Consider the following 25,891-nt stretch of genomic DNA (forward strand, 5'->3'; position numbering starts at 1 on the left):
TCGCCGCGGGGGACCACTTCTTCGCCACCTCGCCAGCGACACCCGACTAGCTGAACCGAGCCCTCGATCACGGTTACGACCGCGGGTGCCTGCCGGCCGGGTCGGTGGAGCGGGCGTATTCGGTGGGGGTCTGGCCGTAGTGCGCTTTGAAGGCCCGCGTGAGATGGCTGCTGTCCGCGAACTGCCAGTGGGCGGCGAGTTCGGTGATGCTCACGCCGTTGGACGGCGAGGTCAGGGCGAGCCGCGCCTCTTCCAACCGCCGGTGCCGGATATACGCGGCCACGGACTCTCCCCCCGCGGCGAACGCCCTGTGCAGGGTGCGCACCGAGACGTGGAGCTCACGGGCCAGCATCGCCGGCGACAGCTCGGGATCGGCGAGCCGGCGCTGGGCGAGATCCTTCGCGGCCTGGGCCAGCGCGGGCGCCAGCAGTGGCTCCGCGTCGTCGAACCGGCCCCCGGCCACCGCTTTGGTCAACTCGATCAAGGTGCTGTGGGCGGCCCGCACGCCGGCCGGGCCGAGATCGTTCACCGTGGTGTTGACCATTTTGGCGTGGGCCACCAGCAGCCGTACCTCGGCCGCGTCCGCCGCCCCGATCACCATCCGGTTCCCGAGCAGCGGCACCAGCGGGGGCGCGGGCAGCACCGTGACCATCGCCGCCGTGTGCGGCACCGTCTCGAACGGCGTCGACCGTCCGACATGCCGGAGCAGGAACTGCCCGGCCGACACGGTCTGTTCGCCATGGTCCCGCGAGCCACCCAACGTCCACGAGCCGCGCCGCACGACGTACATCCGTACCCGGTCCTCAACGCCGTGCGGCACATCCGCGGTCCGCATCGCCGACTCACTGTGGGCGTGGACGATCGCCACGTCGCGCACCCGGGCGGCACGGGTCCTGACCCGGTAGTCACCGGCCATGGCCGGGCTGAAGGCAGGCAGCGGGAAATCATCGCCGATCTGCGTCTCCCACGCGTCCAGGAAGGCGTCGAATCCCTGCCGTGCGGCACGCCGGGCCGTGGTGTCCAAGAAGAACGCGCCACGTGACTCGTCCGCCTGCTGCCCCGCGCTGGTCATCGGCGGGCCACACTCCTCACCCTCGCGTCACACGCGTTTCGTGCTCGCTGCTACGGCGCCACCGGGTGGCACAGATCTTCCGATCCTATGACGCTGTCGTCCAAGTGGGCCGTCGGCCGGGCATCCTACGTTCGGAAAAGGGGCGATGCCGAACCGTCCGGCACCACCGGGAAAGAACCAGAAAGAGCCGGTAAGAACCGGAGAAGAAAAGGGAAACATGGACCTGCACTCTTCCGATCACGCGAGCACCGGCGACGGCATCGTGTCCAGGACGATCGAGATCGCCGGGAAGACCGTCCACCGGCTCGGCTTCGGAGCCATGCGCCTGACCGGCCCCGGCGTCTGGGGCGAGCCCGCCGACCGCGGCCCGTTCATCCAGCTCATGAGGCGCGTGATCGAGCTGGGCGTCGACTTCATCGACACCGCCAGCGTCTACGGGCCCCACGTCAGCGAGGAGATCATCCGCGCGGCGTTGCACCCCTATCCGGCGCATGTGCTGATCACCACCAAGGGCGGCCAGACGCAATCCGGCCCCGGCTCCTACGCCACGCTAGGCCGCCCGGAATACCTGCGGCAGGAATGCGCACTGAGCCTGCGCCGCCTGGGCGTCGACCACATCGACCTGTACCAGCTGCACCAGGTCGACCCCGCCGTCCCGTTCGAGGATCAGATCGGCGTGATGAGGGAACTCAAGGACGAGGGCAAGATCGCCGCGATCGGCCTCAACGAGGTCACGGTCGACCAGATCGTCGCCGCCCGCCAGATCGTCGACATCGCCTCCGTCCAGAACCAGTACAGCGTCACGACCCGCAAACACGAGAACGTGCTCGACTACTGCACGCGTGAAGGCATCCCCTTCATCTCCTGGTTCCCCCTCGACATCGGCGCGCTCGCCCAACCCGGCGGTCCCCTCGACGCCATCGCCGCACAGACCGGCGCCACACCGGCCCAGATCGCGCTCGCCTGGCAACTGGCCCACTCCGAAAACCTGGTACCCATCCCCGGCACCGCCTCAATGGCTCACCTCGAAGAGAACGTCGCCGCGGCAACCGTCCGGCTGAGCCCGCAACAGATCGCGGAACTCGACGCCCTGGCCGGCTGATCACCGCACAGGAACTGAGCGACGGCTGCCGGCCGGACGCCGACCCCCATATGGCCCATACGCACTGGTCAAACCTGGGATACAGGCGAGACAAGGCGAGACAGCGGCCATACAGAAGGGGCGCCCCGAACCGGGGGCACCCCTTCTGACCAGCTAGTTCGCTGACCTCGGCGGAGGCTGAGGGATTTGAACCCTCGGTGACATCGCTGCCACGACGGTTTTCAAGACCGTTCCCTTAGGCCGCTCGGGCAAGCCTCCCCGCGCCGTTCGTGATGGCGCGGGGATCAGCCTAGCGCGTCAGCTGTCGCCCTTGCGCTTCCCCAGGGTGACGTCCACCTTGGACACCTTGCCGCCGCGCTTGTAGGTGAGGGTGACCTTGTCGCCGGGCTGGTGGGTCCAGATCTCGCTGATGAGGGTGGGGCCGCTGTCGATGACCGTGTCGTCGAGCTTGGTGATCACGTCGCCGGACTTGAGGCCGGCCTTGTCTGCCGGGCCGCCGGGGACGATGGCGGGGCTGCCGCCGGAGCCGTTGGAGGCGATGGTGGCGCCGCTGGTGGAGTCCTTCATGTTGACCGTGGCCTCGATGACCGGGTAGACGGGCTGGCCCGTCTTGATCAGTTGCTCGGCGACGTTCCTGGCCTGGTTGATCGGGATCGCGAAGCCGAGGCCGATGCTGCCGGACTGCTGGGACTCGCCGAGGCCGCTGCCGTTGCCGGCGGACTGGATGGCGGAGTTGATGCCGATGACGCCGCCGTCCGCGTTGAGCAGGGGGCCGCCGGAGTTGCCCGGGTTGATGGAGGCGTCGGTCTGGAGGGCGCTCATGTACGAGGCGTTGCCGCCGCCTCCGTCGCTGGAGGCGACGGGGCGGTTCTTGGCGCTCACGATGCCGGTGGTGACGGTGCCGGAGAGGCCGAAGGGGGCGCCGATGGCGACGGTGGCGTCGCCCACGGCGACCCGGTCGGAGTTGCCGAGCGGGAGCGGGTCCAGCTTGGCGTCCGCGGCGTTCTTGAGCTTGACCACGGCGACGTCGTAGCCCTGGGCGCGGCCGACGACCTGGGCGGTGTACCGCTTGCCGTTGGAGAAGGTGGCGGTCAGCTTGCCGTTGTCGGCGGCCGAGGCGACGACGTGGTTGTTGGTGAGGATGTGGCCCTGCTTGTCGTAGACGAAGCCGGTGCCGGTGCCGCTCTCACCGTTGTTGCCCTGCGCCTCGATGGTGACGACGCTGGGCAGCGTCTTGTTGGCGATGCTGGAGACCGAGCCGGGCGCGCGGCTCTCCGTCTTGGGGTTGCCGTAGGCGGAGACGGTGGTGGTGTCGCCGCTGTCGCTCTCCCGGTCGGCGGCCCAGAAGCCGATGCCTCCGCCGATGCCGCCCGCGACCAGGACGGCGGCGAGCACAGCGGCGACCAGCCCGCGGGGCTTGCGCTCGAAGGGGCCGGAGGACGGCGGCACGGGAGCGGTCCCCCACGGTCCGCCCGGGCCGCCCGGGCCCCCGGGGCCTCCCTGCCCGCCCTGTCCGTCGCCCTGGCCGCCGTGCGGCGCTCCGCCCTCGGCCGACCACCACGCGCCGGACTGCCCGGCGTCCGGGCCGGGGCCCGAACCGGGGCCCGGGGCGCCGGGCGCACCGCCGCCGGACCCGTCGCCCGCGCCGGCCGACGCCGAGACGGCCGCGGGAGCGGCCGGTGGCGCGGGCGGGGGCGTCGACGGGGGCTGGGCGGACGGCATGGCCGACGGCGCGGGCCCGGGGGCTCCCGGTGACCCCGCGGCGTCGGGCGCGCCTATGGGCCCGTCCGGTGCGGCGCCCGCGGTGGGCTCGTAGTCCGGCGCTGGCGGCACCGCCGGGTTCGGGTGCGGCGCCGGAGGGGCCGGATGCGGCCCGGGCGCGGGCGGAACGGCAGAGCCCTCGTTCTCGGTGCTCACAGCTCTCTCCTCAGGTGCACGACAGATTTCCTCGACGGCCTGCGTGTACGTCTTAACCGTTACGTCTTACCGTCGTCAGCTTTTCCCACAGCGCGTCAGACCGCCGTAAGGAGCGACAGCCCCGCTGGCTACCACCCTTTATCCCGGACAATTCGCCCTACCGCCATTCCGTGCGAACGAACGGAGGGGCCGAGTCCAACGGCTCACACCGGGCGGTGGCACCATAACGCGGTGACCTATGCGCGCCCTGCCCGGGACGGCCACCCCGGACCGCACATCGTCTCCGTCGTCGCTCACCGCGGGGCCTCCGAGGATGCCCCGGAGCACACCCTGGCCGCCTACCGTAAGGCAATCGAGGATGGTGCCGACGCCCTGGAGTGCGATGTCCGGCTGACCGCCGACGGCCATCTCGTCTGTGTGCACGACCGCCGCATCGACCGCACCTCCAACGGCCGGGGCGCGGTCTCGGCGCTGGAGCTGTCCGATCTGGCGACTCTGGACTTCGGCTCCTGGAAGGGCCGGGCCACCGACAGGGAGGAGCCGGACCGCGACAGCCGGGACAGCACCTCCGTCCTCACCCTGGAACGGCTCCTGGGGTTCGTCGCGGACGCGGGACGCCGAATCGAACTGGCGATCGAAACCAAGCATCCCACCCGGTGGGCGGGCCAGGTGGAGGACCGGCTGCTCGGGCTGCTGCGACGCTTCGGCCTGGACGCGCCACCACCCGGCGAACGTTCACCCATCCGTGTGATGAGCTTCTCAGCGCGCTCCCTGCACCGGATCCGCAGCGGAGCCCCCGCCATCCCCACCGTCTACCTGATGCAGTTCATACTGCCGCGCCACCGGGACGGGCAGCTGCCGCCCGGGGTGCGGATCGCGGGGCCGAGCATCCGGATCGTACGGAACCACCCCGGCTATGTGGCGCGGCTACAGCGCGAGGGGCACCGAGTGCACGTCTGGACCGTCGACGAACCGGAGGACGTCGAATTGTGCGTCCGTCTGGGCGTTGACGCGCTGATCACCAATCGCCCCAAACAGGTACTGTCCCAACTCGGACGCTCATAATGGGCATTACAAGGCGTACACCGGCGCGTTCGGTACGTATTCGATCGTGACGAGTGCGTCACGCGATGCCACTTGGCCGGTTTCCGCTCCAGCACCGCGGGGCATTCAACCCGTGGCGTGGGGCTAAGGAGGTCTCGGGGGTGGCGTTGGTGGTGGCACGGCAGGTGCCGAAGTCGTCGACCATGGCCGTACCCCATGGTCCTGCGGGCGTCCGCGCGGCAAGACAGCGGATGCGTATCGATTTGGGCAGGACTGGGGTATCGGATTCGGTCATAGACGACGCTGTATTGATCCTTTCAGAACTGCTCAGCAATGCATGGCGACATGGCCGCCCTTGGCGTTCCGACCATGGTGGCGGCACGGTCCGGGCTGCATGGACCGTCGACGAGGACGACCGGCTGACGGTCGAGGTGACGGATGGCGGCGGACCCACAAGGCCACTTCCGGCCAACCCATCGGTGACCGCACGCGGTGGCCGCGGGCTGAACATCATCATGTCGCTGGCCGAGGAATGGGGCGTGCGGGACGAGATCGGCGAAGTCACCGTATGGGCTCTTCTCCCGCCCGATGACGAATTCGCCCGCCGCGTCACGATTCCCTCGGATCTCTCCCCCGAGGTGAGCCCCACCCTGGGTGCGGAGCTGGCCTCCGGGTTGCGTCCGGGCCTCGACGCGCATCTCGAGGCCGGTCTCGGCTCGAACCTCAGCTCGGATCTCGGCCCGAACCTCGGCTCGGATCTCGGCTCGGATCTCGACGGCGACCTGGGGCCCGGCCTCGGCTCGAATCTGACCCCCGGCCTCGGATCGAATATCGACGCGAACATCGACCCCGATTTCGATCGCGAGCTGGACTTCGCCGATCTGGACGAGCTCGCGTAGCCGACGCGGCGCAGGGAGCCGACGCGGTTCGGCCAAAGGGCTAGGCTCGCGCCCGTACCAGTCGTACGCGCCGTAAGGAGAGCATCGCCGCGGCCGTACGCAGACCGTCACGGGCGCACGAGCAAGCCCTGAGCCGCACGATCGGGAGACAGCCTTACCATGGCCAAGAAGCGCCGCCCCCAGACGAAGGCCACAGGCCCACGGGTCGCCAACGGCGAGATCCCTGTGGTGGGCGCGCGGGAGCCCTGCCCGTGCGGCTCGGGCCGTCGCTACAAAGCCTGTCACGGCAGGGAAGCCGCACACGCCGTCACCGAGCTGGTGCAGCGCCCCTTCGAGGGACTCCCCGGCGAATGCGACTGGGTGGCCCTGCGCGAGCTGGTGCCCGCCGCGACCGTCGAACTGACCCTCGCCGAAGGGCTGCCCGAGGGGGTTCCGTCGGTCACCCTGGCGACCGTGCTGCCCATGGCGTGGCCCGCGCTGCGCCGCGACAACGGCACCGTGCTGCTCGGCCTCCAGAACGACACGCCCTCCGGCGACATCAGCCGCGACCTGGCCGACACCCTGCGCCGCGCGCTGACCGCCGAGCCGGGCACCCCGGTGGCCGCCGAGCGGGCTCCGGGCGACGGTCCGCGGCTCCAGGATCTGCTCGACCCGAAGGGCACTTTCTCGCCGACTCTGCACGAGGGGTTCGAGTTCTGGCTCGAGGACGCCGCGAACGCGACCGGAGAGGTCGCCGCGTCCCTGGAACGGGCCAACGCGGCCGCGATCCCCACCGCCCGGCTCACCGGCGTGGAGGCGGCCTACTGGTGCGAGACGCCGGAGAAGAACCACCTGCGCTGGGTGATGTCCCACCCCGAGGAGAAGCTGCTGGACGCGCTCGCCCGGCTGCACGCCACGGGTGCCTCCTCGCTCGGCGAGAACACCCGGCTGGTGGGCTCCTTCCGGGCCCATGGGCTCACGGTGCCGGTGTGGGATCTGCCACGCGGGATGACCGCCGAGGACACCGAGAAGCCGGCCGTGGACCTCGCCGAACGGCTCGCGGAGGCGCTCGCCTCCGACGCCCCGCTGACGCCTGAGCAGCGGCGCGCCCGGGGCGGTCTCACCAACCGTCAGGTGACGCTGAGCTGACGTCCCCCGGACGGCCGGAGGGCGCCGCGGGGGCACGTGACGCCGCTCACAACTCACTGTTACGCCCTGCAAATCGACGTCCGGAAATCCGCGATCGAATTTGCTATCGGCCGATCTCTTGTTACGGTTCTAAAAGCCCGGTCGCTGGTGCATCCCCCGTCGCCAGCGACCGGGCGCTTCCATGTCCGCGTCCGGACGGCGGCGCGGGACGGCAGGGCAGGTACGGACCAAATGCCCGCGGCGGCAAGGAAGTTGCTCCCGGGCCCACGGGGCGCGGCACTGGCCCTCGCGGGAAGAAGTACGGGCCCGGAGCCCAGGAAGTCGCCTCCCCGGCCTCCGAGCCCTCATACACCCGGGCCTCCGAGCCCTCACACACCCGCGAGCGTCGCGCTCAGCGGTCCGCCGCGCTCAGCGGCCCCCGAACCCCCGCACCCGGGGCCCGCCTCAGTAGGCGAGCCGGCTGCCTCCGTCGGGCGCGCTGGTGCTGGCCTCGACCAAGGCATTCACCACCGTGGCCACCTGGGGCAGCCAGGGCCGCCCGGAGCGGCGCAGCGGCGGCCGCTCCCAGCGCACCCGCCCGGAGCCGGTCTGCGACGGCGGCAGCACCACATAGCCGCCCTCGCCGTGGAACCGCAGCGAGCTGGGCACCCAGTCCTGCTGGTTCAGCAGCTCGCCGAGGTCTTCGAGGGAGTACGGCTCCACCAGCAGCGACCAGCGGGTGGGCGTGGCGACCACCGGGCCGAGCCGTACGCCCGCCCGGTCGAAGACCGTCAGCGCCCGCGCCCCGGCGACCGCGGGCAGGCTCACCGCGCAGGGCGCGTGGCCGCCGGTGGCCAGCAGGAGGGGCGCCGAGGGCCGGTTGCCCCACCACCAGCGCACCATGCGCTCGTCCGTGGTGGCGGCGAGGAGAACAGGGTCGAACGGATGTCCACCCGGAACCGCACATTCCGGGTCGGGGCAGCCGCATACGCGCGGCCGTCCGCCGCCGGACCGGAGCCCGACGCCAGGGACCACGGGCCACTGCCACTCGGTGGCGCAGGTGAGCGCCGCGCGCAGCAGCGGCGACCGCGCGCCGCGCCGCAGCGAGAACTTGCGTCGCCTTCCGAGGATCTCGCGCATGAGCGCTCGTTCCTTTCCGTTAACGCCGAGGGCTGTCCGTCGCACTACATCGCACTTCAGATGGCACTTCACTTGGACTTACGTGGCGCTGTCCGGCATCGTTCGGCCCGTCACAGCAGGTGGATCACAAGTCACTGCGCGTACAAGGAAGCGCATCACGCCGCAGGCCGAGCGTGGAACGTGGCGAGGGGTGGCGCGCGCATGGCGCTTGCCGTCCGGTTGGTGCCTTCCTCGCCACTCGGGGATGGGGCGCGGCCGTTGTGGTCTATGACGCCTGGACCGGCCGCGGGGTTCCGGGGCGATCCGAACTGCCCCTGCCCCTCTCCGATGTGTACCCGCCGCGGTGGAGACGACGCGCTGTCGAACGACGTCAGTCGACCTCGAAGGGACAGCCTAATGGCTTTTTTTCGGCCAAGTTCAATTCCCCCCAGACACCAACAAGACCACCGGGACAATGCTGGACATCGCATCTGCGCTCCGTGTACATCTGGAGACAGTAGCGGCACAGTAGCGGCGCAGCACGACAGGGGGTTTGCGATGCTATTGAGCGAGCCGGACCCGGCGGGTGAAGGCAGTGGGCCATGAACGCGCCCCACGCGCCGAAAGTGGCTGGAATCGATCCTTCCCTCCCCTCGCCCACGCAAACTGCCGACCCCGTCACACCGCCCCTGGCCGCGCCCAACTCCGGCGTCCAGGACCGGCTCGCGAGCTGGGTCTCGGACCTCACCACCCTTCATGAGCTCACCGAGCGGCTGGTCCGGACCGGCTCCCTCGACGAGGCGCTGCGCGAACTGCTGCGCGCGGGCGCGTCCCTGGTCGGCGCCCGGCGCGGACTGGTGGCGCTCGAACCGGCCGACGGGCTCGGCCCGGTGATCACCGTGGGGCTCGGTCTCGGCCACGCCGACCTCGGCCAGATCGAGACCATCCCGCGCGGCTCCGCCTCCGCCGGCCATCTCCTGGACGGGCTGCCCGAGGCGGGCGGCGAGCGGCGCGCCGATGTGACCCACCCCGATATCGCCAGTGAGGCCGACCTCGACCCGCGCCATCGCGAGGTGGCCGCGCGGCTGGGCTTCTCCGCGAGCTACGCCGTGCCGCTGGACCCGTTCCGCGCCACCCCGTGCACCACACCCGGCCTTTCCGCCATCCCCGCGCCCGCCCCCGGCGCGGACGGGTCCGGCACCGGCACCGGCTCCCCGGCGGACGCGGGCGACCACCCGGCCCCCGGCGTCCCCGGCGTCCCCGGCGTCCCCGGCTCCGAAACGACGAGCGTCGCCGGAACGACGAGCGTCGCCGGAACGACGAGCGTCGCCGACGCCCCGAGCGTCCCCGGCACCGGCCAGGGGCGCGATACCGCACCGGCCACCGCGCCCTCGTCCGGCCTTTCGGCCGCCATGGGCGCCGACGGCCCCTCCGGGCGGCTCGGCGGAGCCGCCTGGCTCTACGACGAACCCGCCGAGCCCGCGGAGCGCCAGCGCCATCTCGTGGGTCTGTACTGCCAGTACGCCGCCGCCCACATCGCCCGGCTGATCGAGCTCTCCCGTGCCCGCGCCGCCGTCACGACCGTCCAGGAGGAGCTGCTGCCCACCCGGCTGCCCCGCGTCCCCGGGGTGCGCCTGGCCGTCCGCCACCACCCCGGCCCGCGCGGCGGCGGGGACTGGTACGACGCGCTGCCGCTGCCGGACGGGGCGCTCGGGCTCTCGGTGGGCGGTGTCTCCGGCTCCGGGCCGAGCGCCGTGGTCGCGATGGGGCGGCTGCGGGCCTCGCTGCGGGCATACGCGGTGATGGAGGGCGAGGACCCGGTCGCCGTGCTGTCCGACCTGGAGCTGCTGCTGCGGCTCACCGAGCCCGCCCGCTCGGCGACCGCTCTCTTCGCCTATTGCGAGCCCGGCACGCGCAAGGTGGTGCTGGCCGGGGCCGGGCACTGTCCGCCGCTGCTCACCGGGGAGCGGCGCACCGAGTTCGTGGAGACCACTCTGTCCGCGCCGCTGGGGATGCTCTCGTGCTGGGAGGCGCCCAGCGTGGAGGTCGCACCGTCCTCCGGAGAGACCCTCCTCTTCTACAGCGACGGGCTGCTCCACCGCACCGGGGAGCCGATGGACCGGGCCTTCGCCCGGCTGCACACGGCCGCGGCGAGCGCTCCCAAGGGCGTCCGCGGCGACCCGGACGCCTTCGCCGACCATGTGCTCCGTACGGTGCTTCCCGACGGTCCGGCGGCCTCCGTGGGGCAGCCCTCGGCGGACGGCACCGATGACCTCGTCCTGCTCGTGGCGCACTTCGACTGACGCCTGGCCCCCTTACGGACACTGTGCCCCCTTACGGACACCGCGGCCTCCTTACGGGCGCCGTGGCCTCCTTACGGACACTCACGGGTGCTCGCGGCCGCGGCTCGAGCGCGACCACGCCCCCGCTGGAGCCGTGGTCGCCCGGCGCCTCGGGCCCTCCCCGCCGTCTGGCCCCGCACATACGATGGGAGGGGTCCAGTTCGAGGAGGAAGACGTGACCGAGGAGCCCACTTCCGAAGCCCCGGAGACCCCGGAAGGCGAGGAGCCCATCAAGCAGCGGAAGAACGGCCTGTACCCAGGCGTTTCCGACGAGCTCGCCGCGAACATGCAGTCCGGCTGGGCGGACACCGAGCAGCACGACCTGGAGCCCCTCGCGCAGGCTCCGCACACCGCCCGACGCCGCGCCGCGCTCTCCGCGCGCTTCCCGGGCGACCGCCTGGTCGTCCCCGCGGGCAATCTCCGCACGCGCTCCAACGACACGGACTACAGCTTCCGCGCCTCGACCGAGTACGCGTACCTCACCGGCGACCAGACCGAGGACGGCGTCCTGGTGCTGGAGCCCGAGGCGGGCGGCGGCCACACCGCGACGCTCTATCTGCTGCCGCGCTCCGACCGGGAGAACGGCGAGTTCTGGCTGGACGGCCAGGGCGAGCTGTGGGTCGGCCGCCGGCTCAGCCTCACGGAGGCCGAGAAGCGGCTGGGCCTGCCCGCCAGGGACGTCCGCAAGCTGGCCGACGAGCTCCGGGACGCCACCGGCCCGGTCCGTATCGTGCGCGGTCACGACGCCGGGCTGGAGGCCGCCCTGACCGACAAGGTCACCGGTGAGCGCGACGAGGAGCTGCGGGTCTTCCTCAGCGAGCAGCGCCTGGTCAAGGACGAGTTCGAGATCGGGCAGCTACAGGCGGCCGTCGACTCGACGGTCCGCGGCTTCGAGGACGTCGTCAAGGTTCTGGACAAGGCGCGGGCGACATCGGAGCGCTATATCGAAGGAACGTTCTTCCTTCGGGCCCGGGTCGAGGGCAACGACGTCGGCTACGGCACCATCGCCGCCGCAGGCCCGCACGCCACCACGCTGCACTGGGTGCGCAACGACGGCCCGGTGCGCTCCGGCGATCTGCTCCTGCTGGACGCGGGCGTGGAGACCACCACCCTCTACACCGCCGATGTGACCCGCACCCTGCCGGTGAACGGCACCTACAGCCCGCTTCAGCGCAAGGTCTACGAGGCGGTCTACGAGGCCCAGGAGGCGGGCATCGCCGCGGTCCGGCCGGGTGCGAAGTACCGCGACTTCCACGACGCCGCCCAGCACGTCCTCGCCACCAAGCTCGTCGAGTGGGGCCTGGTCGAGGGCCCGGTGGAGCGGGTGCTGGAGCTGGGGCTACAGCGCCGCTGGACGCTGCACGGCACCGGCCACATGCTCGGCATGGACGTCCACGACTGCGCCGCGGCCCGCACCGAGACCTATGTGGACGGCACCCTGGAGCCCGGTATGTGCCTCACGGTCGAGCCGGGGCTGTACTTCCAGCCCGACGACCTGACCGTGCCGGAGGAGTACCGGGGCATCGGCGTCCGGATCGAGGACGACATCCTGGTGACGGAGGACGGCAACCGCGTGCTGTCGGCCGCGCTGCCGCGTACCGCCGATGACGTCGAGGCGTGGATGGCCCGCCTCACCGGCTGAGGACGGCCATCCGGCGGCGGCTCATCACCCGATCGTGTGGGTCCCGTGGGGAGCGGCGGCGCCGCTCCCCACGCGCGCTCAGTTCCGCCCCGGCACCTTGCGGGTGGTCACCGCGATCCTGTTCCAGGAGTTGATGGTGAAGATGAGGGCGATGAGCTGGGCCAGCTCCCGCTCCCCGAAGTGCCGGGCGGCCCGCTGGTAGACCTCGTCCGGGACGCCGCCGGGCAGCAGCGTGACCGCCTCGGTGAGCGCCAGGGCGGCCTGCTCCTTCTCGGTGTAGAACCCGGCCTCCCCGGCCTCCTCCCAGACCCCCACCAGGGCGATGCGCTCCTTGCTCTCGCCCGCCTCATGGGCGTCGGTGGTGTGCATATGGAGGCAGTAGGCGCAGTGGTTGAGCTGGGAGGAACGGATCTGCACCAGCTCCACCAGGGCCGGGTCCAGGCCCTCGCGGGCGGCCGCGTCCAGGTTGATCAGCGCCTTGAACGCCTTGGGGGCGGCCTTCGCGAAGTCGACCCGCCCGGTCGTCTGCCGCGCCGTCGTCGCGGTCTGTGTCGCCGTCGCGGTCTGTGCCGTCGCCTCCGTCGTCGGGGCCGTCTGTATGGTCGCCGTCTGTGTCGGTGTCGAAGTCGTCATGAGAATGAAATTAGGCCGCGAAGCGACCCTCTGTAGGGTGCATTTCCATGGCGGATTCATGGGTCAATTCGGCGGAGATCCTCGGCAGTGACCTCCATCTGGAGCTGACCCGCGCGGGCAGCCGCAGAACCGCCCTGATGGCCGCGCTGCGCGCGGCCATCCGCGACGGGCGGCTCGCCCCGGACACCCGGCTGCCGCCTTACCGTTCCCTCGCCGCCGACCTGGGCATCGCCCGGAACACGGTCGCCGACGCCTACGCCGAGCTGGTCGCCGAGGGCTGGCTCACCGCCCGCCAGGGGTCCGGGACCCGGGTGGCGCCCCGCCCCGCATCGCCCCCGCCCCGGCGGCGCGCTCCCGGCCGGGAGCGCGGCGGGCGGCCGTCCGTGGCGACCGGCGGCCGCCGCGGGCCCCGGCCGGCCCCGCACCCGGTGCACAACCTGCTCCAGGGCCAGCCGGACGCCGCCTCCTTCCCCCGCACCGCCTGGCTCGCCTCGGCCCGCCGCGCCCTGACCGCCGCGCCCCACGAGGCGTTCGGCCCCGGCGATCCGCGCGGCCGCCCGGAGCTGCGCCGCGCCCTGGCCGACTACCTCGCCCGCGTCCGCGGCGTACGCACCGACTGCGAACGGATCGTCGTCTGCGCGGGTTTCGCGCACGCGGTGCGGCTGCTGAGCGGCACCCGGCTGCTGCGGCCCCGGATGGCCGTCGAGTCCTACGGCCTGGACTTCCACCGCTCGCTGCTGAGATCCGCCGGGATCCGTACGGTCCCGCTCCCCCTGGACGCCGATGGCGCCCTTACGGAGGCACTGGCCGACCTCGACGGCGTACGGGCGGCCCTGCTCACCCCCGCCCACCAGTTCCCCACCGGCGGTCCGCTGCACCCCGAGCGGCGGGCCGCGGCCGTCGCCTGGGCGCGGGAGAGCGGCACTCTCGTGCTGGAGGACGACTACGACGGGGAATTCCGCTACGACCGCACTCCGGTGGGCGCCGTCCAGGGCCTCGACCCCGACCGGGTGCTCTACCTCGGCTCGGTCAGCAAGAGCCTCTCCCCGGCGCTGCGGCTGGGCTGGATGGTGCTGCCGGACCATCTGGTCGACGGCCTGCTGGCCGCCAAGGGGGAGCGCGAGGGATGGACCGGCGTCCTCGACCAGCTGACCCTCGCGGACTTCATCGAATCGGGCGGGTACGACCGTCATGTGCGCCGTATGCGCCAGCAGTACCGCCGTCGGCGGGATCAGCTCGTCGCCGCCCTCGCCGAACGCGCGCCCCATATCCGCGTCTCGGGGATCGCGGCCGGTCTGCACGCGGTGCTGGAGCTGCCGCCCGGCACCGAGCGGGCCGCGCTGCGCGCCGCCGCCTGGCAGGGGCTGGCGCTCGACGGCCTCGGCGGCTACCGCCATCCGGACGCCACCACACCGCATCGCGACGGGCTCGTGGTGGGCTACGCGACCCCGCCCGAGCACGCGTTCGCGGGGGCGCTGGACGCGCTGTGCCGCGCCCTGCCGCCCGAACAGACGGCCCCTGAGGCCGGGGCGACCACCTGACGTTGGGCCGCCCGGACAGACTTCCCTGACGTCGGGGCGGTTATGACGCTCTCAGAAGCGCTCCTTCACGCCACTTGAGAATCTTGTCGAAGCTCACCACCACCCCGCCGCGGCCCGGACGGTCGCGGTAGCGGACATGGTCGGTGAGGGCCTCGATGAGAAAGAGCCCCCGTCCGTGCTCCGCCTGTGGCGGGGCCGGACTGCGCGGCTGCTGTGGTCTCGGCGCGCCCGCCGGACGCCGCTCGTTCCGAGTGCGGGCCTCGTGGCGGACGGTGCCGCGTCCGGCGAAGCCGGGACCGGAATCGGTGACCTCGATACGGCAGGTGTCGCCGTCGATGTAGGCCGTGACTCGATAATCCCCGCCCGTGCCGTCGCAACCCCCGTGCTCCACCGCGTTCGCACACGCCTCGGAGAGGGCGACCGACAGATCGTAGGAGATCTCCGGATCCACTCCGGCCGTCTCCATGGTGCCGAGGAGCAGTCGTCGTGCGAGCGGAACGCTCGCCGCCTCGCGGGGCAAATGGAGTGACCACCAGATGCTCATGCTCCAGCCTCCCGGCCGCGGCTCGACATACCGTTACGTATTGCCTGGGTCCATGGTCCGTAAGCGTGTTATTGACGTGACTCCGCTCATTCAGCGGACGCGCTCGATGCGCGAACCGGTGTATGGGCCTGTCCCGGTGTGCGCCGGTACGCCCCACCCGCCGTAGGGAACGCGTCCACCCAGTGGGATGATGGCGCGGCCATGGCTTCCCCTGTCGCCCGTGCCGGCGCCGATCTGCGAATGCTGCGGGCCGCGGTGTTCACCGCGGTCTGCGTCGTGCTGTCCGCGACGGGGCACGTGCTGGGTTCCTGCGCCACCGTGCCGCTGTGGACGCTGGGCGTGGGCTGCGCGGCGATGTTCACCGTGGCGCTGTCCCTGGCCGGGCGGGAGCGGTCGCTGCCCGGGATCGCGGCCGTGCTGGCCGTCGGGCAGCTGGCGCTGCACGCGCTCTTCGCGCTCGGGCAGGACCGGGCCGCGGCGGCCGAGGAGGCCGCCCACCGGGCCGACGCCGCCCAGGGCCATGTGATCGGCCTGGCCGCCAGGCTGCTGTGCGCGTCGGGCCCCGGACGGCTCGACGCCGCGACGGCCCATCGGATCGTCACCCACGCGGGCATCGACCCGTCCGCCGCGCACGGCGGCCCGCACGCCATGCCGGCGTCCACCGCCCCGGCGGGGCAGGCGGCCGGGATGGAGAGCCTGCTGCCGTCGCTGCCCATGGCCCTGGGCCATCTGCTCGCCGCGCTGGCCATCGGCTGGCTGCTGCGCCGGGGCGAGATGGCCGTATGGCGGGCGGTGCGGCTGTCGGTGGACGGGGCCCGAGGAGTCGCGGAGGCCGCGCTCGTACGGGCGCTGCGCGCCGCTCTGAGGCTCGTACGGGTGCTCCTGGCCCCTGCGCAGGCGCCTTACGGCGGGCCGTGCCGTCCGCGCACGGCCGAGCGGGACGAGTGCGGGACGACGGCCCTCGTCCTCCAGCACAGCGTGATCAGGCGGGGACCGCCGGTCTGCGACCTCGCGGCCTGACCGACGCGACGCTCCTCCAGCGGGACCGGAGGGCGGCCGTGACGTCGCCGCACGCGCGCCCACCCATCTGATCATTCCTGTTCCTGGAGTGTTGACATGAACGCCATGCGTCTCCGCCGTCTGCCGGTCCTCGGAGCCCTGACCGCGGGCGGCCTGGTGCTGCTCACCGCGGGCCCTGCCCTCGCGCACGTGAGCGTGCAGCCCGGCCAGGCCGAGAAGGGCGGCTACAGCACCATCAACTTCAAGGTGCCCAACGAGCGCGACGACGCCTCCACCGTCAAGCTCGAGGTGACCCTTCCCGCCGACCACCCGCTCGCCTCGGTGATGCCCCAGCCGGTGCCCGGCTGGGACGTCAAGGTCACCAAGTCCAAGCTCCCCAAGCCCATGGAGATGCACGGCGAGAAGATCAGCGAGGCGGTCACCAAGGTCACCTGGACCGGCGGCAAGATCGAGCCGGGGATGTTCCAGCAGTTTCCGCTCTCGGTCGGCCAGCTGCCCGACGACGCCGACCAGCTCGCCTTCAAGGCCCTCCAGACGTACGACAACAAGGAGGTCGTGCGCTGGATCGAGGAGCCCAAGGAGGGCGCCGCCGAGCCCGAGAACCCGGCTCCGGTGCTCAAGCTGGTCGCCCCCGCCGAGGGCTCGGACGGCGATGGCGCCGCCGCGGCGTCCGGCCAGGACAAGGACTCAAAGCAGGCCGGAGCGGAGAATTCCGCTTCCAAGGACACCTCGGACGACGAGAACGGCAGCGACACCACCGCCCGGGTGCTGGGCATCGCGGGCATCGTCATCGGCGCCGCCGGTGTCGTCTTCGGCGTGGTCGCCAGCCGCCGCCGTACCGCCTGACCGCCGTCCACTCCACCGCATGCGTGTACCGCCGGTGACCACGGGTCCTGAACCGACCACGTGATCCCGGCGGGGCGGCGGGCCCTCGCGTCCGCCGCCCCCGCGCGCCACCGATCCGCCCCTCCCTCTTTGGAGAACAGCTCCATGCGCACCAAAATCCTGGCCACCGCGCTCGTCGCCGCCGCCGCGCTCACCCTCAGCGCCTGCGGCGGCTCGGACGACGGGGGCAAGGGCGACAACGCCGCCGCCGAGGTCAAGGGCGGCCAGCGGTCGGGGCAGGCCATCGTCCTCGACCAGGCGAAGGCCAAGCCGGACCTCGTCCTCACCGGCACCGACGGCAAGAAGTACGACCTGCTGAAGGAGACCAAGGGCCGGCCCACCCTGCTCTTCTTCGGCTACACCCACTGCCCGGACGTCTGCCCGCTGACCATGAGCAACGTCGGCATCGCCGTGAAGAAGCTCCCCAAGGCCGAGCGGGAGAAGCTGCGGGTCGTCTTCGTCAGCACCGACCCCGCCCGGGACACCCCCAAGCGGATCCGCTCCTGGCTGGACGCCCAGGGCGGCACCGATTTCGTCGGCCTCACCGGCGACTTCAACACCATCGAGGCCGCCGCGCGGCCGCTGGGCATCTACATCGAGAAGCCGAAGAAGGAGAAGGACGGCAGCATCACCGTCAGCCACGGCGCCGAGGTGATCGGCTTCTCGCCCAAGGACGACAAGGGCCACTGGATCTACACGACGGAGGCCACGGCGGATCGTTACGCCAAGGACCTGCCGAAGATCGTCGAGGGGCGGAACCCGTGACGGCGGCGGGCCACGGCATCCGTAAGGCGGCCGCCGTGGTCCTCACCGTCGGCCTGTCCGCCGCGCTCGCCGCCTGCGGGAGCGAGGACGGCGGCGGAGACAGCGGGGACCACGCGGGCCACAAGAGCGCCCCGAAGCTGTCCGTGAGCGGTGCCTATGTCTCGCAGCCGCCCATGGACGACATGGCGGCGGGCTACCTGGCCGTACGGAACGCCGGTGGCGGCGCCGACGAGCTCACGTCCGTCACCACCCCGCTCGCCTCCGAGGTCACCCTGCACACCACCAAGGGCAACCGGATGAAGCAGGTGAGCTCGCTCGATGTCCCGGCCGACGGCCGGCTCCAGCTGGCCAGCGGCGGAGATCATCTGATGCTGACAAATCTCAGCCACCGGCCGAAGGTCGGTGAGAGGGTCAGCTTCACCCTTCACTTCGCCACCTCCGACCCCATCGAGATCAAAGTCCCGGTCGAGCCGACGACGTACCGCCCCAAGGACTGACGCCCGATGCCCTCGCTGACCTCCCTGGCCCCCACCGGGCCCACCGCGACTCCCACCCGGACCACCGCGACCGCCCGGCGGCTGATGGCGATCTGCGGCACCCTGCTCGCCGCGCTGCTGTGCGCGCTGAGCGTGGGCGCGAGCTCCGCGTCCGCGCATGCCGCGCTCACCTCGACCGACCCCGCCGACGGCTCGGTGGTGAAGACCGCCCCCAGGGAGGTCACGCTGAACTTCTCGGAGGGCGTGCTGCTCTCCGGCGACTCGGTGCGCGTGCTCGACCCCAAGGGCAAGCGCGTGGACACCGGGAAGACCGCCCATGTCGACGGCAAGTCGTCGACCGCCGCCGCCGGGCTGCACTCCGGACTGCCGGACGGCACCTACACGGTGGCGTGGAAGGCGGTCTCCGAGGACAGCCACCCGGTGAGCGGCGCGTTCACCTTCTCCATCGGCGCCCCGTCCAAGACCAAGGCGAAGGTGCCCACGGGCGAGGCGTCCGACTCCACCGTCAGCACGCTCTACGGGATCGGCCGGTACGCCGCCTACGGCGGTTTCGCGGCGCTCGTGGGCGGCTGTGTGTTCGCCGGGCTCTGCCGGTCCTCGCGCCCGGTGCGGAAGATCGCCGTGGGCGGCTGGGTGACGGTCTTCACGGCCAGCCTGCTGCTGTTGCTGCTGCGCGGGCCGTACACCGACGGCGAGGGGATCGGCGGGATCCTCGACCTCGGCAGGCTGGGCGATGTGCTGTCCACCAAGCCGGGCGCGGCGCTGCTGTCCCGGCTGCTGCTGCTCGGCGCGGCGGCGGTCTTCCTGGCCGTCCTCTTCGGCTCGTACACCCGGCGCACCGGGGAGGGGGAGGCGGACGCGCGGCGCCGCCAGGACCTCGCCTTCGGGCTCGGCTTCGGCGGCACGGTGATGGCCATGGGCCTCGCCGCGACCTGGGCGATGGCCGAGCACGCCTCGGTGGGCCTGCAACGGCAGCTGGCCATGCCGGTGGACGTGATCCATCTGATCGCGGTCGGGGTCTGGCTGGGCGGTCTGGCCTCGCTCGCGGTGACGCTCCGGGCGGGCGAGCCGATCGAGCGGGCGGCCGTGCGCCGCTTCTCGCGGCTGGCCTTCGGCTCGGTCGTCGCCCTGGTGGTCACCGGGTTGTACCAGTCGTGGCGGCAGGTGGGCTCCTGGGGCGCGCTGACCGACACCGAGTACGGGCGATGGCTGCTGGTCAAGGTGGGTCTGGTGGCGGTGCTCGTGGGCATCGCCGCCGTCTCGCGCCGCTGGACCGGGCGCCTTACGGATGCCACGGAGGCGGCCGGGGCGGACGCGGACGCGGAGACCGAGGCGGGGAGCGGCGCCAAGGCGGGAAGCGGCGCCGAGGCCGATGTCGCGGCCGCAGCCACGGCCGACGGGACCAAGGCCGGGACCAAGGCCGGGACCAAGGCCGGGACCAAGGCGGCGGTGCAGGCCGCGCGGCCGGTCCGCACCGGTGCGGCCGACGCGGCCGTCGGCACCCGTGCCGACACGCCCGCCGACGCCGGAACCGAGTCCGGTGACGGGCGACCCGGCGGCGACTCCGGTACCGGCGCCGCCGACGGCGATCCCGTACGCACCGCCCAGCTCGCCCGTCAGCGGGCCGCCGAGGACAAGACCGCCACACTGCGGGAGCGCGACGCCGACCGCGAGCGCAGCGGGCTGCGCCGGTCGGTGCTCGCCGAAACGATCGTGGCCGTCGTGCTGCTCGCCGTGGCCACCGTGCTCAGCGGCACCCAGCCCGGCCGGGCCGAAACCGAGCAGGCCGGCGCCCGGGCCACGAAACCCGTCGACCAGCTGAACGTCGACCCGGTGAGCGTGCTGATCCCCTACAACACGGGCCCCAAGAGCGGCCGTGGCAAGGCCGTGGTGATGATCGAACCCGCCCTGCCGGGTGACAACGCGCTGCACGTCTTCACCACCGACCTGGCGGACCGTCCCGTGGACGTGCCCGAGGTCAAGCTGTCGCTGACGCTCAAGGGCAAGGGGATCGGGCCGCTGCGCATCCCGCTCGAGCGCCTCTCGACCGGTCACTGGAGCGCCAAGACCGTCCAGCTCCCCATGGCGGGCACCTGGCAGCTCTCCCTTACCGTACGAACCTCCGACATCGACCAGGTGACGGAGACCAGGAACGTGAAAGTCGCTCAATGACCACAGAGCAAGCACCCTCGTCCGGCATCTCCCGGCGGCGTCTGCTGGGCTCGGCGGGCGCCGCCGGAGCGGCCGGACTGGTCGCCGGCGGAGCCGCCGGAGCCTACGCGTCCGAGGCGACGCGGGAGGCACCCGCACCCCTCAGCTCGCTGGGCGCGACCGCCGTGCCCTTCCACGGCAGGCGCCAGGCGGGCATCACCACCCCCCTCCAGGCCCACGGCCATCTCCTCGCCTTCGACCTGGCGCCCGGTGCGAACCGTAAGGCGGCCGCCGCACTGCTGCGCCGCTGGTCGCGGACGGCGAAGGAGCTGATGGCGGGCGAGGCCCCACCGGACGACACGGGGATCGCGCTCGACGCCGGTCCCTCGTCCCTTACGGTCACCTTCGGCTTCGGCCGGACCTTCTTCGGAAAGGCGGGAGTCGAGGACCAGCTGCCCGAGGCACTCGCCCCGCTTCCCGACTTCGTCTCCGACGCGCTCGACCCCAAGCGCAGCAACGGCGATCTGTGGATCCAGATCGCCGCCAATGACGCGCTGGTCGCCTTCCACGCGCTGCGCGCCCTACAGCGCGAGGCCGCCGACACGGCCCGGCTGCGCTGGCAGATGAGCGGCTTCAACCGGTCCCCCGGCGCCACCGGCCACCCCATGACCACCCGCAACCTCATGGGCCAGATCGACGGCACCAACAACCCCAAGCCGACCGACGACGACTTCGAGCGGCGGATCTTCGTACCGGAGAGGGGCGAGCCCGCGTGGATGGCGGGCGGTTCCTACGCGGTCGTCCGGCGCGTCCGGATGCTGCTGGACTCCTGGGACCACCTCTCCCTGGAGCGGCAGGAGAAGGTGGTCGGCCGCCGCAAGTCCGACGGCGCCCCGCTGTCCGGCGGCACCGAGACCACCCCGGTTCAGCTCGACAAGGTCGACGAGAACGGTGCGCTGGCCATCGCGGGCGCCGCCCACGTACGGGTCGCGGCGCCCGCGTCCAACCAGGGCGCTGCGATGCTGCGCAGGCCCTTCTCGTACCACGACGGCTTCCGCGACGACGGGGCGCCGGACGCCGGGCTGCTTTTCATCGCCTGGCAGGCGGATCCGATGAAGGGGTTCGTGCCGGTGCAGCGGAAGCTGGACCTGGGCGACGATCTGTCGCGGTTCCTGCGGCACGAGGCCAGTGCGCTGTTCGCGGTGCCTCCGGGCTGCGCCCCGGGGGAGTACGTGGGTCAGGCACTCTTGGAGGCATAGGAAAGGGGACGAGCCGCCCCGGGACATCGCGTCCAAGGGGCGTCCATACGCGTGTCCACCATGCGGGTCGGCGGCCCGTGCCGACGCGGGTATCGTGGCGGTCTCGTCTGATCACAGGGAGCGACCGTGATGTCGGCCAGCCGCTATGCCTACCTCGGCCCCGAGGGCACCTTCACCGAGGCCGCGCTGCGGTCCATGCCGGAGGCCGCCACCCGGGAGCTGGTGCCGATGGTCTCCGTGCCGGTGGCGCTCGACGCGGTGCGCTCCGGAGCCGCGGCGGCCGCCCTGGTGCCCATCGAGAACTCGGTCGAGGGCGGGGTCACCGCGACCCTCGACGAACTCGCCACCGGCGAACCGCTGATGATCTACCGCGAGGTGCTGCTGTCGATCAGCTTCGCGCTGCTGGTGCGGCCGGGCACCGCGCTCACGGACATCAAGACGGTGACCGGGCATCCGGTGGCCCAGCCACAGGTGCGCAACTGGCTGGCGGCGAACCTCCCGGACGCCGTGTGGGAGTCGGCCGCCTCGAACGCGGACGGTGCGCGGCTGGTGCAGGAGGGGCGGTACGACGCCGCGTTCGCGGGCGAGTTCGCGGCGTCCAGGTACGGTCTTGAGCCGCTGGTCACCGACATCCATGACGCGCAGAACGCGATGACCCGCTTTGTGCTGGCCGGACGCCCCGCCCGACCCGCCGCCCGGACGGGCGCGGACAAGACCTCCGTGGTGATCTGGCTCGGTGACGACCACCCGGGCGCGCTGCTCGAGCTGCTCCAGGAGTTCTCCGCGCGCGGGGTCAACATGATGCGGATCGAATCGCGCCCGACCGGCGAGGGCATCGGCCGCTACTGCTTCTCGGTGGACTGTGAGGGGCACATCACCGACCGGCGGGTGGGCTCGGCCCTGATGGGGCTGAAGCGGATCTGCCCGAGGGTGCGGTTCCTGGGCTCGTACCCCCGTGCGGGTGTGACGGCCGAGGACATGGCACCGCTGCGGCACGGGACGTCGGACGAGGCGTTCACGGAGGCGGCGGAGTGGCTGGCCCGCTGCCAGGACGGCCGGGCCTGAGCCCGTCAACAGAATCGCTGCGGAAAAGTTATCCACAGGCCGATGGCCCACGCTGGGGATAAGTCGACATCCCCAATCCGGCGCAACGGATGCATCACGACACTCTTCGCATTGACCACCATCGCCGGACATCACTCACTTGTCACCCCAATTCGCTCGACCAACTCTTTGGAGTGAGGGATTCCTCTCTTGTGGAGTGTGTGAACGCGGTTTGACGGGGGAATCCATCGCCGAGCATCTGGGCGGCCTTAACGATCACTGCGACATCCACAGATCTCACACACAGCCTGTGGATAACTTCGGGGATTACCCCCACGCCTGTGGACAACCAACCTCCAACTCACCCTGTGCACAAGGGAAGAAGGTCGACTCGACGCCGCCTCTTTGCCCCTTTTCGGGGATTGCGGAAGCATTCCTTGACGCCGGCCGTCACAGGAATTCCCCGGTTTACCCACAGCCCCAAAAGGGGGCAAAACCGGACGCAAAGGAATATCGCGTCGAGCACCCGAGGTCACACCGGTAACCTGGGGGGGTGATTGACCTTCGCCTGCTCCGTGAGGACCCCGATCGTGTGCGCGCCTCCCAGCGCGCTCGTGGAGAGGACGTCGGCATCGTCGACGCGCTCCTGACCGCCGACGAGCGGCGCAGGTCCTCCAGTGTCCGCTTCGACGAGCTGCGTGCCGAGCAGAAGGCGCTCGGCAAGCTCATCCCCAAAGCCTCCGGTGACGAGAAGGCCGAGCTGCTGAAGAAGGCGGGCGAGCTCTCCGCCGCCGTCAAGGCGGCCGACGCCGAGCAGGACGTGGCCGCCGAGGAGACCCAGCGGCTCCTGCTCCAGCTGGGCAATCTGGTGCACCCCGAGGTCCCGGTCGGCGGCGAGGACGACTTCGCCGTCCTGGAGACCGTCGGCACCCCGCGCGACTTCGAGGCCGAGGGCTTCGCGCCCAAGGACCACCTGGAGCTCGGCGAGCTGCTCGGCGCGATCGACACCGAGCGCGGCGCCAAGGTCTCCGGCTCCCGCTTCTACTACCTGACCGGCATCGGCGCCCTGCTGGAGTTCGCACTGGTGAACGCGGCGATGGCGCAGGCCACCGCGGCGGGCTTCACCCCGATGCTCACCCCGGCGCTGGTCAAGCCGAAGGCCATGGAGGGCACCGGCTTCCTCGGCCAGGCCGCCGAGGACGTCTACCACCTCGACAAGGACGACCTCTTCCTGGTGGGCACCTCCGAGGTGCCGCTGGCCGCGTACCACATGGACGAGATCCTGGAGGCGGACCAGCTGCCGCGGCGCTACGCCGGGTTCTCCTCCTGCTTCCGCCGTGAGGCCGGGTCGTACGGCAAGGACACCCGGGGCATCTTCCGGGTGCACCAGTTCGACAAGGTCGAGATGTTCGTCTACACGACGCCGGAGGAGGCCGAGGCCGAGCACCAGCGGCTGCTGGAGTGGGAGAAGCAGTGGCTGACCTCGCTGGAGCTGCCGTTCCGGGTGGTCGACCTGGCCTCGGGTGACCTGGGCTCGTCGGCGACGCGGAAGTTCGACTGCGAGGCGTGGATCCCGACGCAGGGCAAGTACCGCGAGCTGACCTCGACCTCCAACACCACCGAGTTCCAGTCGCGTCGGCTGTCGATCCGGATGCGCGAGGGCAAGCGGGTCCGTCCGCTGGCCACGCTCAACGGCACGCTGTGCGCGATCACCCGGACCATCGTCGCGGTCCTCGAGAACCACCAGCAGGCCGACGGCTCGGTGCGGGTGCCCGAGGCGCTGCGGCCGTTCCTCGGTGGACGCGAGGTCCTGGAACCGGTCGCCCGGTGAGCGGCGGCGACGATCTTCCGTACCGCGACGATCTTCCGTACCGCCTGATCGCGACCGATCTCGACGGGACGCTGCTGCGCCCCGACCACACCGTCTCGGCGCGGACCCGGGACGCGCTCGCCGCGGCCACCGCGGCGGGCGCCGCGCACATCGTGGTCACCGGGCGGACCGTCCCGGTGGCCCGGCACATACTCGACGACCTCGGCTACGAGGGGCTCGCGGTGTGCGGCCAGGGCGCACAGCTCTACCACGCGGGCGAGCACCGGCTGCTGACCTCCGTGACGCTGGACCGGCAGGTGGCGCTGCTGGCGCTGGAGAAGATCGAGGCGGAGGTCGGCCCGCTGTTCCTGGCCGCGGCCCGCGACGGGCTGGACGGCGAGGTGCTCTTCGGTGAGGGGTACCGGATGGATCACGACGGGATGTCGCTGGTGCCGTTCACGGAGCCGGCCGAGCTGTGGTCGCAGCCCATCAGCAAGCTCTACATCCAGCACGCCGAGCTGGGCGACGACGCGCTCGCGGACGCCGCCCGGACGGCCGCCGGGGGCCTGGTCGGGGTGACGATGGCCGGCACCGGGCTGGTGGAGCTGCTGCCGCTGGGGCTGACGAAGGCCACGGGCCTGTCGCTGGCCGCGCGCCGGCTGGGGATGACCGCCGACGACGCGATCGCCTTCGGCGACATGCCCAATGACATCGCGATGTTCGGCTGGGCGAAGCACGCGGTCGCGATGGCGAACGCGCACCAGGACCTCAAGGCCGTCGCCGACGAGATCACCGCGTCCAACGCGGAGGACGGCATCGCCGTGGTGCTGGAGCGGCTCTTCCCGGCGGCGGCGGCGAACAGCTGAACCGGCCGGACGCCGGTGCGGCCGCCTCGGCGGACCGCCCGGCATCCGGGCTCGGCAGCGGGGATCGTCAGCCTGCGGCGGGGCTTGTCAGCCGGTGGCAGGCATCGTCAGCCTGCGGCGGGGGTGGTCAGCCGAAGACCTTGACCGCCTGGTAGTACGTCCAGGCCGTGCCGTTGCACGATGTCTTGGTGGCACCGCTGTAGGCGTTGCACACCCGCTTCAGGTCCTCGTAGAAGGCGCTGTCGATGCGCGCCTTGTTGGCGTCGAAGATGCCCATCGCCTTGTGGTTGCGGTAGCCGAAGTCATGCCGGGCGCAGGCGGTCTGGAAGGGGAAGCCGAACGGGTTGTCGGGGGAGCTGCTGCAGTAGTCGGTGGACCAGTCGAACTGGTAGGAGGCCCAGGCACCCTGGTTGTTCCGCGCCGCGAGCCAGGTGTTGTAGCTGCTGGCGCTGGTCTGGGTCCAGCTGGCGAGGACCTGCTGCTTGTCCGCGGGGACCGCCTGGGCGGGTGCGGCCAGGGCGATGGTGGCCGCCGCGGTGACGGCGGTGGCGGCGAGACTCGTGGCGAGGCGACGCATTCGGGTTCCCTCCGTTTTCACTTCTGACGCCCCCTCAAGAGCTCGTGACGAAGGG

Annotated in this window: 22 protein-coding genes and 1 tRNA gene; 16 read left to right on the forward strand and 7 right to left on the reverse strand. The window is 71.7% G+C overall.

The features are described from left to right. Nucleotides 1-73 precede the first annotated feature (73 nt). On the reverse strand, nucleotides 74-1,072 hold the full coding sequence (locus KHP12_RS26440) for a helix-turn-helix domain-containing protein (RefSeq protein ID WP_086884724.1): 999 nt from the start codon (nucleotides 1,070-1,072) through the stop codon (nucleotides 74-76). A 217-nt stretch (nucleotides 1,073-1,289) separates the two neighbouring features. Here KHP12_RS26440 and KHP12_RS26445 point away from each other — a divergent pair, with 217 nt between their 5' ends. Next, nucleotides 1,290-2,174: an aldo/keto reductase gene (locus KHP12_RS26445; protein WP_086884725.1), complete on the forward strand. Its 885-nt coding sequence runs from the start codon at nucleotides 1,290-1,292 to the stop codon at nucleotides 2,172-2,174. A gap of 171 nt (nucleotides 2,175-2,345) precedes the next feature. Here the strand turns inward: KHP12_RS26445 and KHP12_RS26450 are convergent. Both KHP12_RS26450 and KHP12_RS26455 read right to left on the reverse strand, forming a co-directional pair. Beyond that, a tRNA-Ser gene (locus KHP12_RS26450) sits at nucleotides 2,346-2,432 on the reverse strand. A 39-nt stretch (nucleotides 2,433-2,471) separates the two neighbouring features. Further along, a complete protein-coding gene (locus KHP12_RS26455; protein ID WP_210609526.1) occupies nucleotides 2,472-4,091 on the reverse strand; it encodes a S1C family serine protease in 1,620 nt (539 codons plus the stop codon). 231 nt (nucleotides 4,092-4,322) lie between these two features. On the opposite strand from KHP12_RS26455, the gene KHP12_RS26460 reads away from it, so the two are divergent. From KHP12_RS26460 to KHP12_RS26470, 3 genes are all read left to right on the forward strand, one after another. Next, nucleotides 4,323-5,156 (forward strand): glycerophosphodiester phosphodiesterase, encoded by an 834-nt coding sequence (locus tag KHP12_RS26460; protein WP_051573491.1) that lies wholly within the window; start codon nucleotides 4,323-4,325, stop codon nucleotides 5,154-5,156. A gap of 140 nt (nucleotides 5,157-5,296) precedes the next feature. Then, nucleotides 5,297-6,034: an ATP-binding protein gene (locus KHP12_RS53455; RefSeq protein WP_372455230.1), complete on the forward strand. Its 738-nt coding sequence runs from the start codon at nucleotides 5,297-5,299 to the stop codon at nucleotides 6,032-6,034. A 159-nt stretch (nucleotides 6,035-6,193) separates the two neighbouring features. Beyond that, a complete protein-coding gene (locus KHP12_RS26470; RefSeq protein WP_086884326.1) occupies nucleotides 6,194-7,162 on the forward strand; it encodes a DUF5926 family protein in 969 nt (322 codons plus the stop codon). 444 nt (nucleotides 7,163-7,606) lie between these two features. Here the strand turns inward: KHP12_RS26470 and KHP12_RS26475 are convergent, their stop codons facing one another. Continuing rightward, on the reverse strand, nucleotides 7,607-8,281 hold the full coding sequence (locus tag KHP12_RS26475; protein ID WP_164437258.1) for a bifunctional DNA primase/polymerase: 675 nt from the start codon (nucleotides 8,279-8,281) through the stop codon (nucleotides 7,607-7,609). 605 nt (nucleotides 8,282-8,886) lie between these two features. On the opposite strand from KHP12_RS26475, the gene KHP12_RS26480 reads away from it, so the two are divergent. Beyond that, nucleotides 8,887-10,563 (forward strand): GAF domain-containing SpoIIE family protein phosphatase, encoded by a 1,677-nt coding sequence (locus tag KHP12_RS26480; protein WP_308289510.1) that lies wholly within the window; start codon nucleotides 8,887-8,889, stop codon nucleotides 10,561-10,563. Between the two features lie 184 nt (nucleotides 10,564-10,747). After that, nucleotides 10,748-12,244: an aminopeptidase P family protein gene (locus tag KHP12_RS26485; RefSeq protein ID WP_086885739.1), complete on the forward strand. Its 1,497-nt coding sequence runs from the start codon at nucleotides 10,748-10,750 to the stop codon at nucleotides 12,242-12,244. 78 nt (nucleotides 12,245-12,322) lie between these two features. Here KHP12_RS26485 and KHP12_RS26490 read toward each other — a convergent pair whose 3' ends face one another. After that, nucleotides 12,323-12,877 (reverse strand): carboxymuconolactone decarboxylase family protein, encoded by a 555-nt coding sequence (locus KHP12_RS26490; RefSeq protein WP_211833843.1) that lies wholly within the window; start codon nucleotides 12,875-12,877, stop codon nucleotides 12,323-12,325. A gap of 47 nt (nucleotides 12,878-12,924) precedes the next feature. Between KHP12_RS26490 and pdxR the strand changes: the two genes are divergently transcribed. Then, a complete protein-coding gene (gene pdxR / locus KHP12_RS26495) occupies nucleotides 12,925-14,418 on the forward strand; it encodes a MocR-like pyridoxine biosynthesis transcription factor PdxR (RefSeq protein ID WP_210609530.1) in 1,494 nt (497 codons plus the stop codon). 40 nt (nucleotides 14,419-14,458) lie between these two features. On the opposite strand, the gene KHP12_RS26500 is transcribed toward pdxR, so the two are convergent. Continuing rightward, entirely contained in the window at nucleotides 14,459-14,962 is a 504-nt protein-coding gene (locus KHP12_RS26500) for an ATP-binding protein (RefSeq protein ID WP_086879831.1), read from the reverse strand. A 201-nt stretch (nucleotides 14,963-15,163) separates the two neighbouring features. Here KHP12_RS26500 and KHP12_RS26505 point away from each other — a divergent pair, with 201 nt between their 5' ends. The 9 genes from KHP12_RS26505 (at nucleotide 15,164) to KHP12_RS26545 (ending at nucleotide 25,259) form a co-directional block, all read left to right on the forward strand. Beyond that, complete coding sequence (locus tag KHP12_RS26505; protein WP_086879830.1) at nucleotides 15,164-15,982, forward strand: hypothetical protein; 819 nt, start codon at nucleotides 15,164-15,166, stop codon at nucleotides 15,980-15,982. 96 nt (nucleotides 15,983-16,078) lie between these two features. Continuing rightward, nucleotides 16,079-16,828, forward strand: a complete 750-nt coding sequence (locus tag KHP12_RS26510; protein WP_372455231.1) for a YcnI family copper-binding membrane protein — start codon at nucleotides 16,079-16,081, stop codon at nucleotides 16,826-16,828. A 144-nt stretch (nucleotides 16,829-16,972) separates the two neighbouring features. Then, the gene (locus KHP12_RS26515; protein WP_037957501.1) at nucleotides 16,973-17,632 is read left to right on the forward strand and encodes an SCO family protein; all 660 of its coding nucleotides are present in this window, start codon (nucleotides 16,973-16,975) and stop codon (nucleotides 17,630-17,632) included. Further along, on the forward strand, nucleotides 17,629-18,129 hold the full coding sequence (locus KHP12_RS26520; protein WP_244202525.1) for a copper chaperone PCu(A)C: 501 nt from the start codon (nucleotides 17,629-17,631) through the stop codon (nucleotides 18,127-18,129). Before KHP12_RS26515 ends, KHP12_RS26520 begins: the two co-directional genes overlap by 4 nt. Before the next feature lie 6 nt (nucleotides 18,130-18,135). Continuing rightward, nucleotides 18,136-20,301, forward strand: coding sequence for a copper resistance CopC/CopD family protein (locus tag KHP12_RS26525; protein ID WP_211833844.1), 2,166 nt, complete (start codon nucleotides 18,136-18,138; stop codon nucleotides 20,299-20,301). Further along, nucleotides 20,298-21,539, forward strand: coding sequence for an iron uptake transporter deferrochelatase/peroxidase subunit (gene efeB / locus KHP12_RS26530; protein ID WP_086879828.1), 1,242 nt, complete (start codon nucleotides 20,298-20,300; stop codon nucleotides 21,537-21,539). The genes KHP12_RS26525 and efeB overlap by 4 nt, the downstream gene beginning before the upstream one ends. A gap of 129 nt (nucleotides 21,540-21,668) precedes the next feature. Further along, on the forward strand, nucleotides 21,669-22,604 hold the full coding sequence (pheA, locus tag KHP12_RS26535; RefSeq protein WP_037957497.1) for a prephenate dehydratase: 936 nt from the start codon (nucleotides 21,669-21,671) through the stop codon (nucleotides 22,602-22,604). A 532-nt stretch (nucleotides 22,605-23,136) separates the two neighbouring features. Next, nucleotides 23,137-24,414, forward strand: a complete 1,278-nt coding sequence (gene serS / locus KHP12_RS26540) for a serine--tRNA ligase (RefSeq protein ID WP_211833845.1) — start codon at nucleotides 23,137-23,139, stop codon at nucleotides 24,412-24,414. Next, nucleotides 24,411-25,259, forward strand: a complete 849-nt coding sequence (locus KHP12_RS26545) for an HAD family hydrolase (protein WP_086879827.1) — start codon at nucleotides 24,411-24,413, stop codon at nucleotides 25,257-25,259. Before serS ends, KHP12_RS26545 begins: the two co-directional genes overlap by 4 nt. Nucleotides 25,260-25,386: 127 nt before the next feature. On the opposite strand, the gene KHP12_RS26550 is transcribed toward KHP12_RS26545, so the two are convergent. Further along, nucleotides 25,387-25,836 (reverse strand): phospholipase, encoded by a 450-nt coding sequence (locus KHP12_RS26550; RefSeq protein WP_086879826.1) that lies wholly within the window; start codon nucleotides 25,834-25,836, stop codon nucleotides 25,387-25,389. Between the last annotated feature and the right edge of the window lie 55 nt (nucleotides 25,837-25,891).

The sequence above is a fragment of the Streptomyces asiaticus genome, assembly GCF_018138715.1.
Taxonomy (GTDB): Bacteria; Actinomycetota; Actinomycetes; order Streptomycetales; family Streptomycetaceae; genus Streptomyces; species Streptomyces asiaticus.

Excerpts from the sequence above, each read along its gene's own strand:
- KHP12_RS26445 (WP_086884725.1), top strand. The coding sequence starts at position 1,290 with ATGGACCTGCACTCTTCCGATCACGCGAGCACCGGCGACGGCATCGTG.
- KHP12_RS26505 (WP_086879830.1), top strand. The coding sequence starts at position 15,164 with ATGGCTTCCCCTGTCGCCCGTGCCGGCGCCGATCTGCGAATGCTGCGG.
- KHP12_RS26485 (WP_086885739.1), top strand. The coding sequence starts at position 10,748 with ATGGGAGGGGTCCAGTTCGAGGAGGAAGACGTGACCGAGGAGCCCACT.
- KHP12_RS26475 (WP_164437258.1), bottom strand. The coding sequence starts at position 8,281 with ATGCGCGAGATCCTCGGAAGGCGACGCAAGTTCTCGCTGCGGCGCGGC.
- efeB (WP_086879828.1), top strand. The coding sequence starts at position 20,298 with ATGACCACAGAGCAAGCACCCTCGTCCGGCATCTCCCGGCGGCGTCTG.
- pdxR (WP_210609530.1), top strand. The coding sequence starts at position 12,925 with ATGGCGGATTCATGGGTCAATTCGGCGGAGATCCTCGGCAGTGACCTC.
- KHP12_RS26525 (WP_211833844.1), top strand. The coding sequence starts at position 18,136 with ATGCCCTCGCTGACCTCCCTGGCCCCCACCGGGCCCACCGCGACTCCC.
- KHP12_RS26500 (WP_086879831.1), bottom strand. The coding sequence starts at position 14,962 with ATGAGCATCTGGTGGTCACTCCATTTGCCCCGCGAGGCGGCGAGCGTT.
- KHP12_RS26490 (WP_211833843.1), bottom strand. The coding sequence starts at position 12,877 with ATGACGACTTCGACACCGACACAGACGGCGACCATACAGACGGCCCCG.
- pheA (WP_037957497.1), top strand. The coding sequence starts at position 21,669 with ATGTCGGCCAGCCGCTATGCCTACCTCGGCCCCGAGGGCACCTTCACC.
- KHP12_RS26510 (WP_372455231.1), top strand. The coding sequence starts at position 16,079 with ATGAACGCCATGCGTCTCCGCCGTCTGCCGGTCCTCGGAGCCCTGACC.
- KHP12_RS26470 (WP_086884326.1), top strand. The coding sequence starts at position 6,194 with ATGGCCAAGAAGCGCCGCCCCCAGACGAAGGCCACAGGCCCACGGGTC.
- KHP12_RS26515 (WP_037957501.1), top strand. The coding sequence starts at position 16,973 with ATGCGCACCAAAATCCTGGCCACCGCGCTCGTCGCCGCCGCCGCGCTC.
- KHP12_RS26550 (WP_086879826.1), bottom strand. The coding sequence starts at position 25,836 with ATGCGTCGCCTCGCCACGAGTCTCGCCGCCACCGCCGTCACCGCGGCG.
- KHP12_RS26440 (WP_086884724.1), bottom strand. The coding sequence starts at position 1,072 with ATGACCAGCGCGGGGCAGCAGGCGGACGAGTCACGTGGCGCGTTCTTC.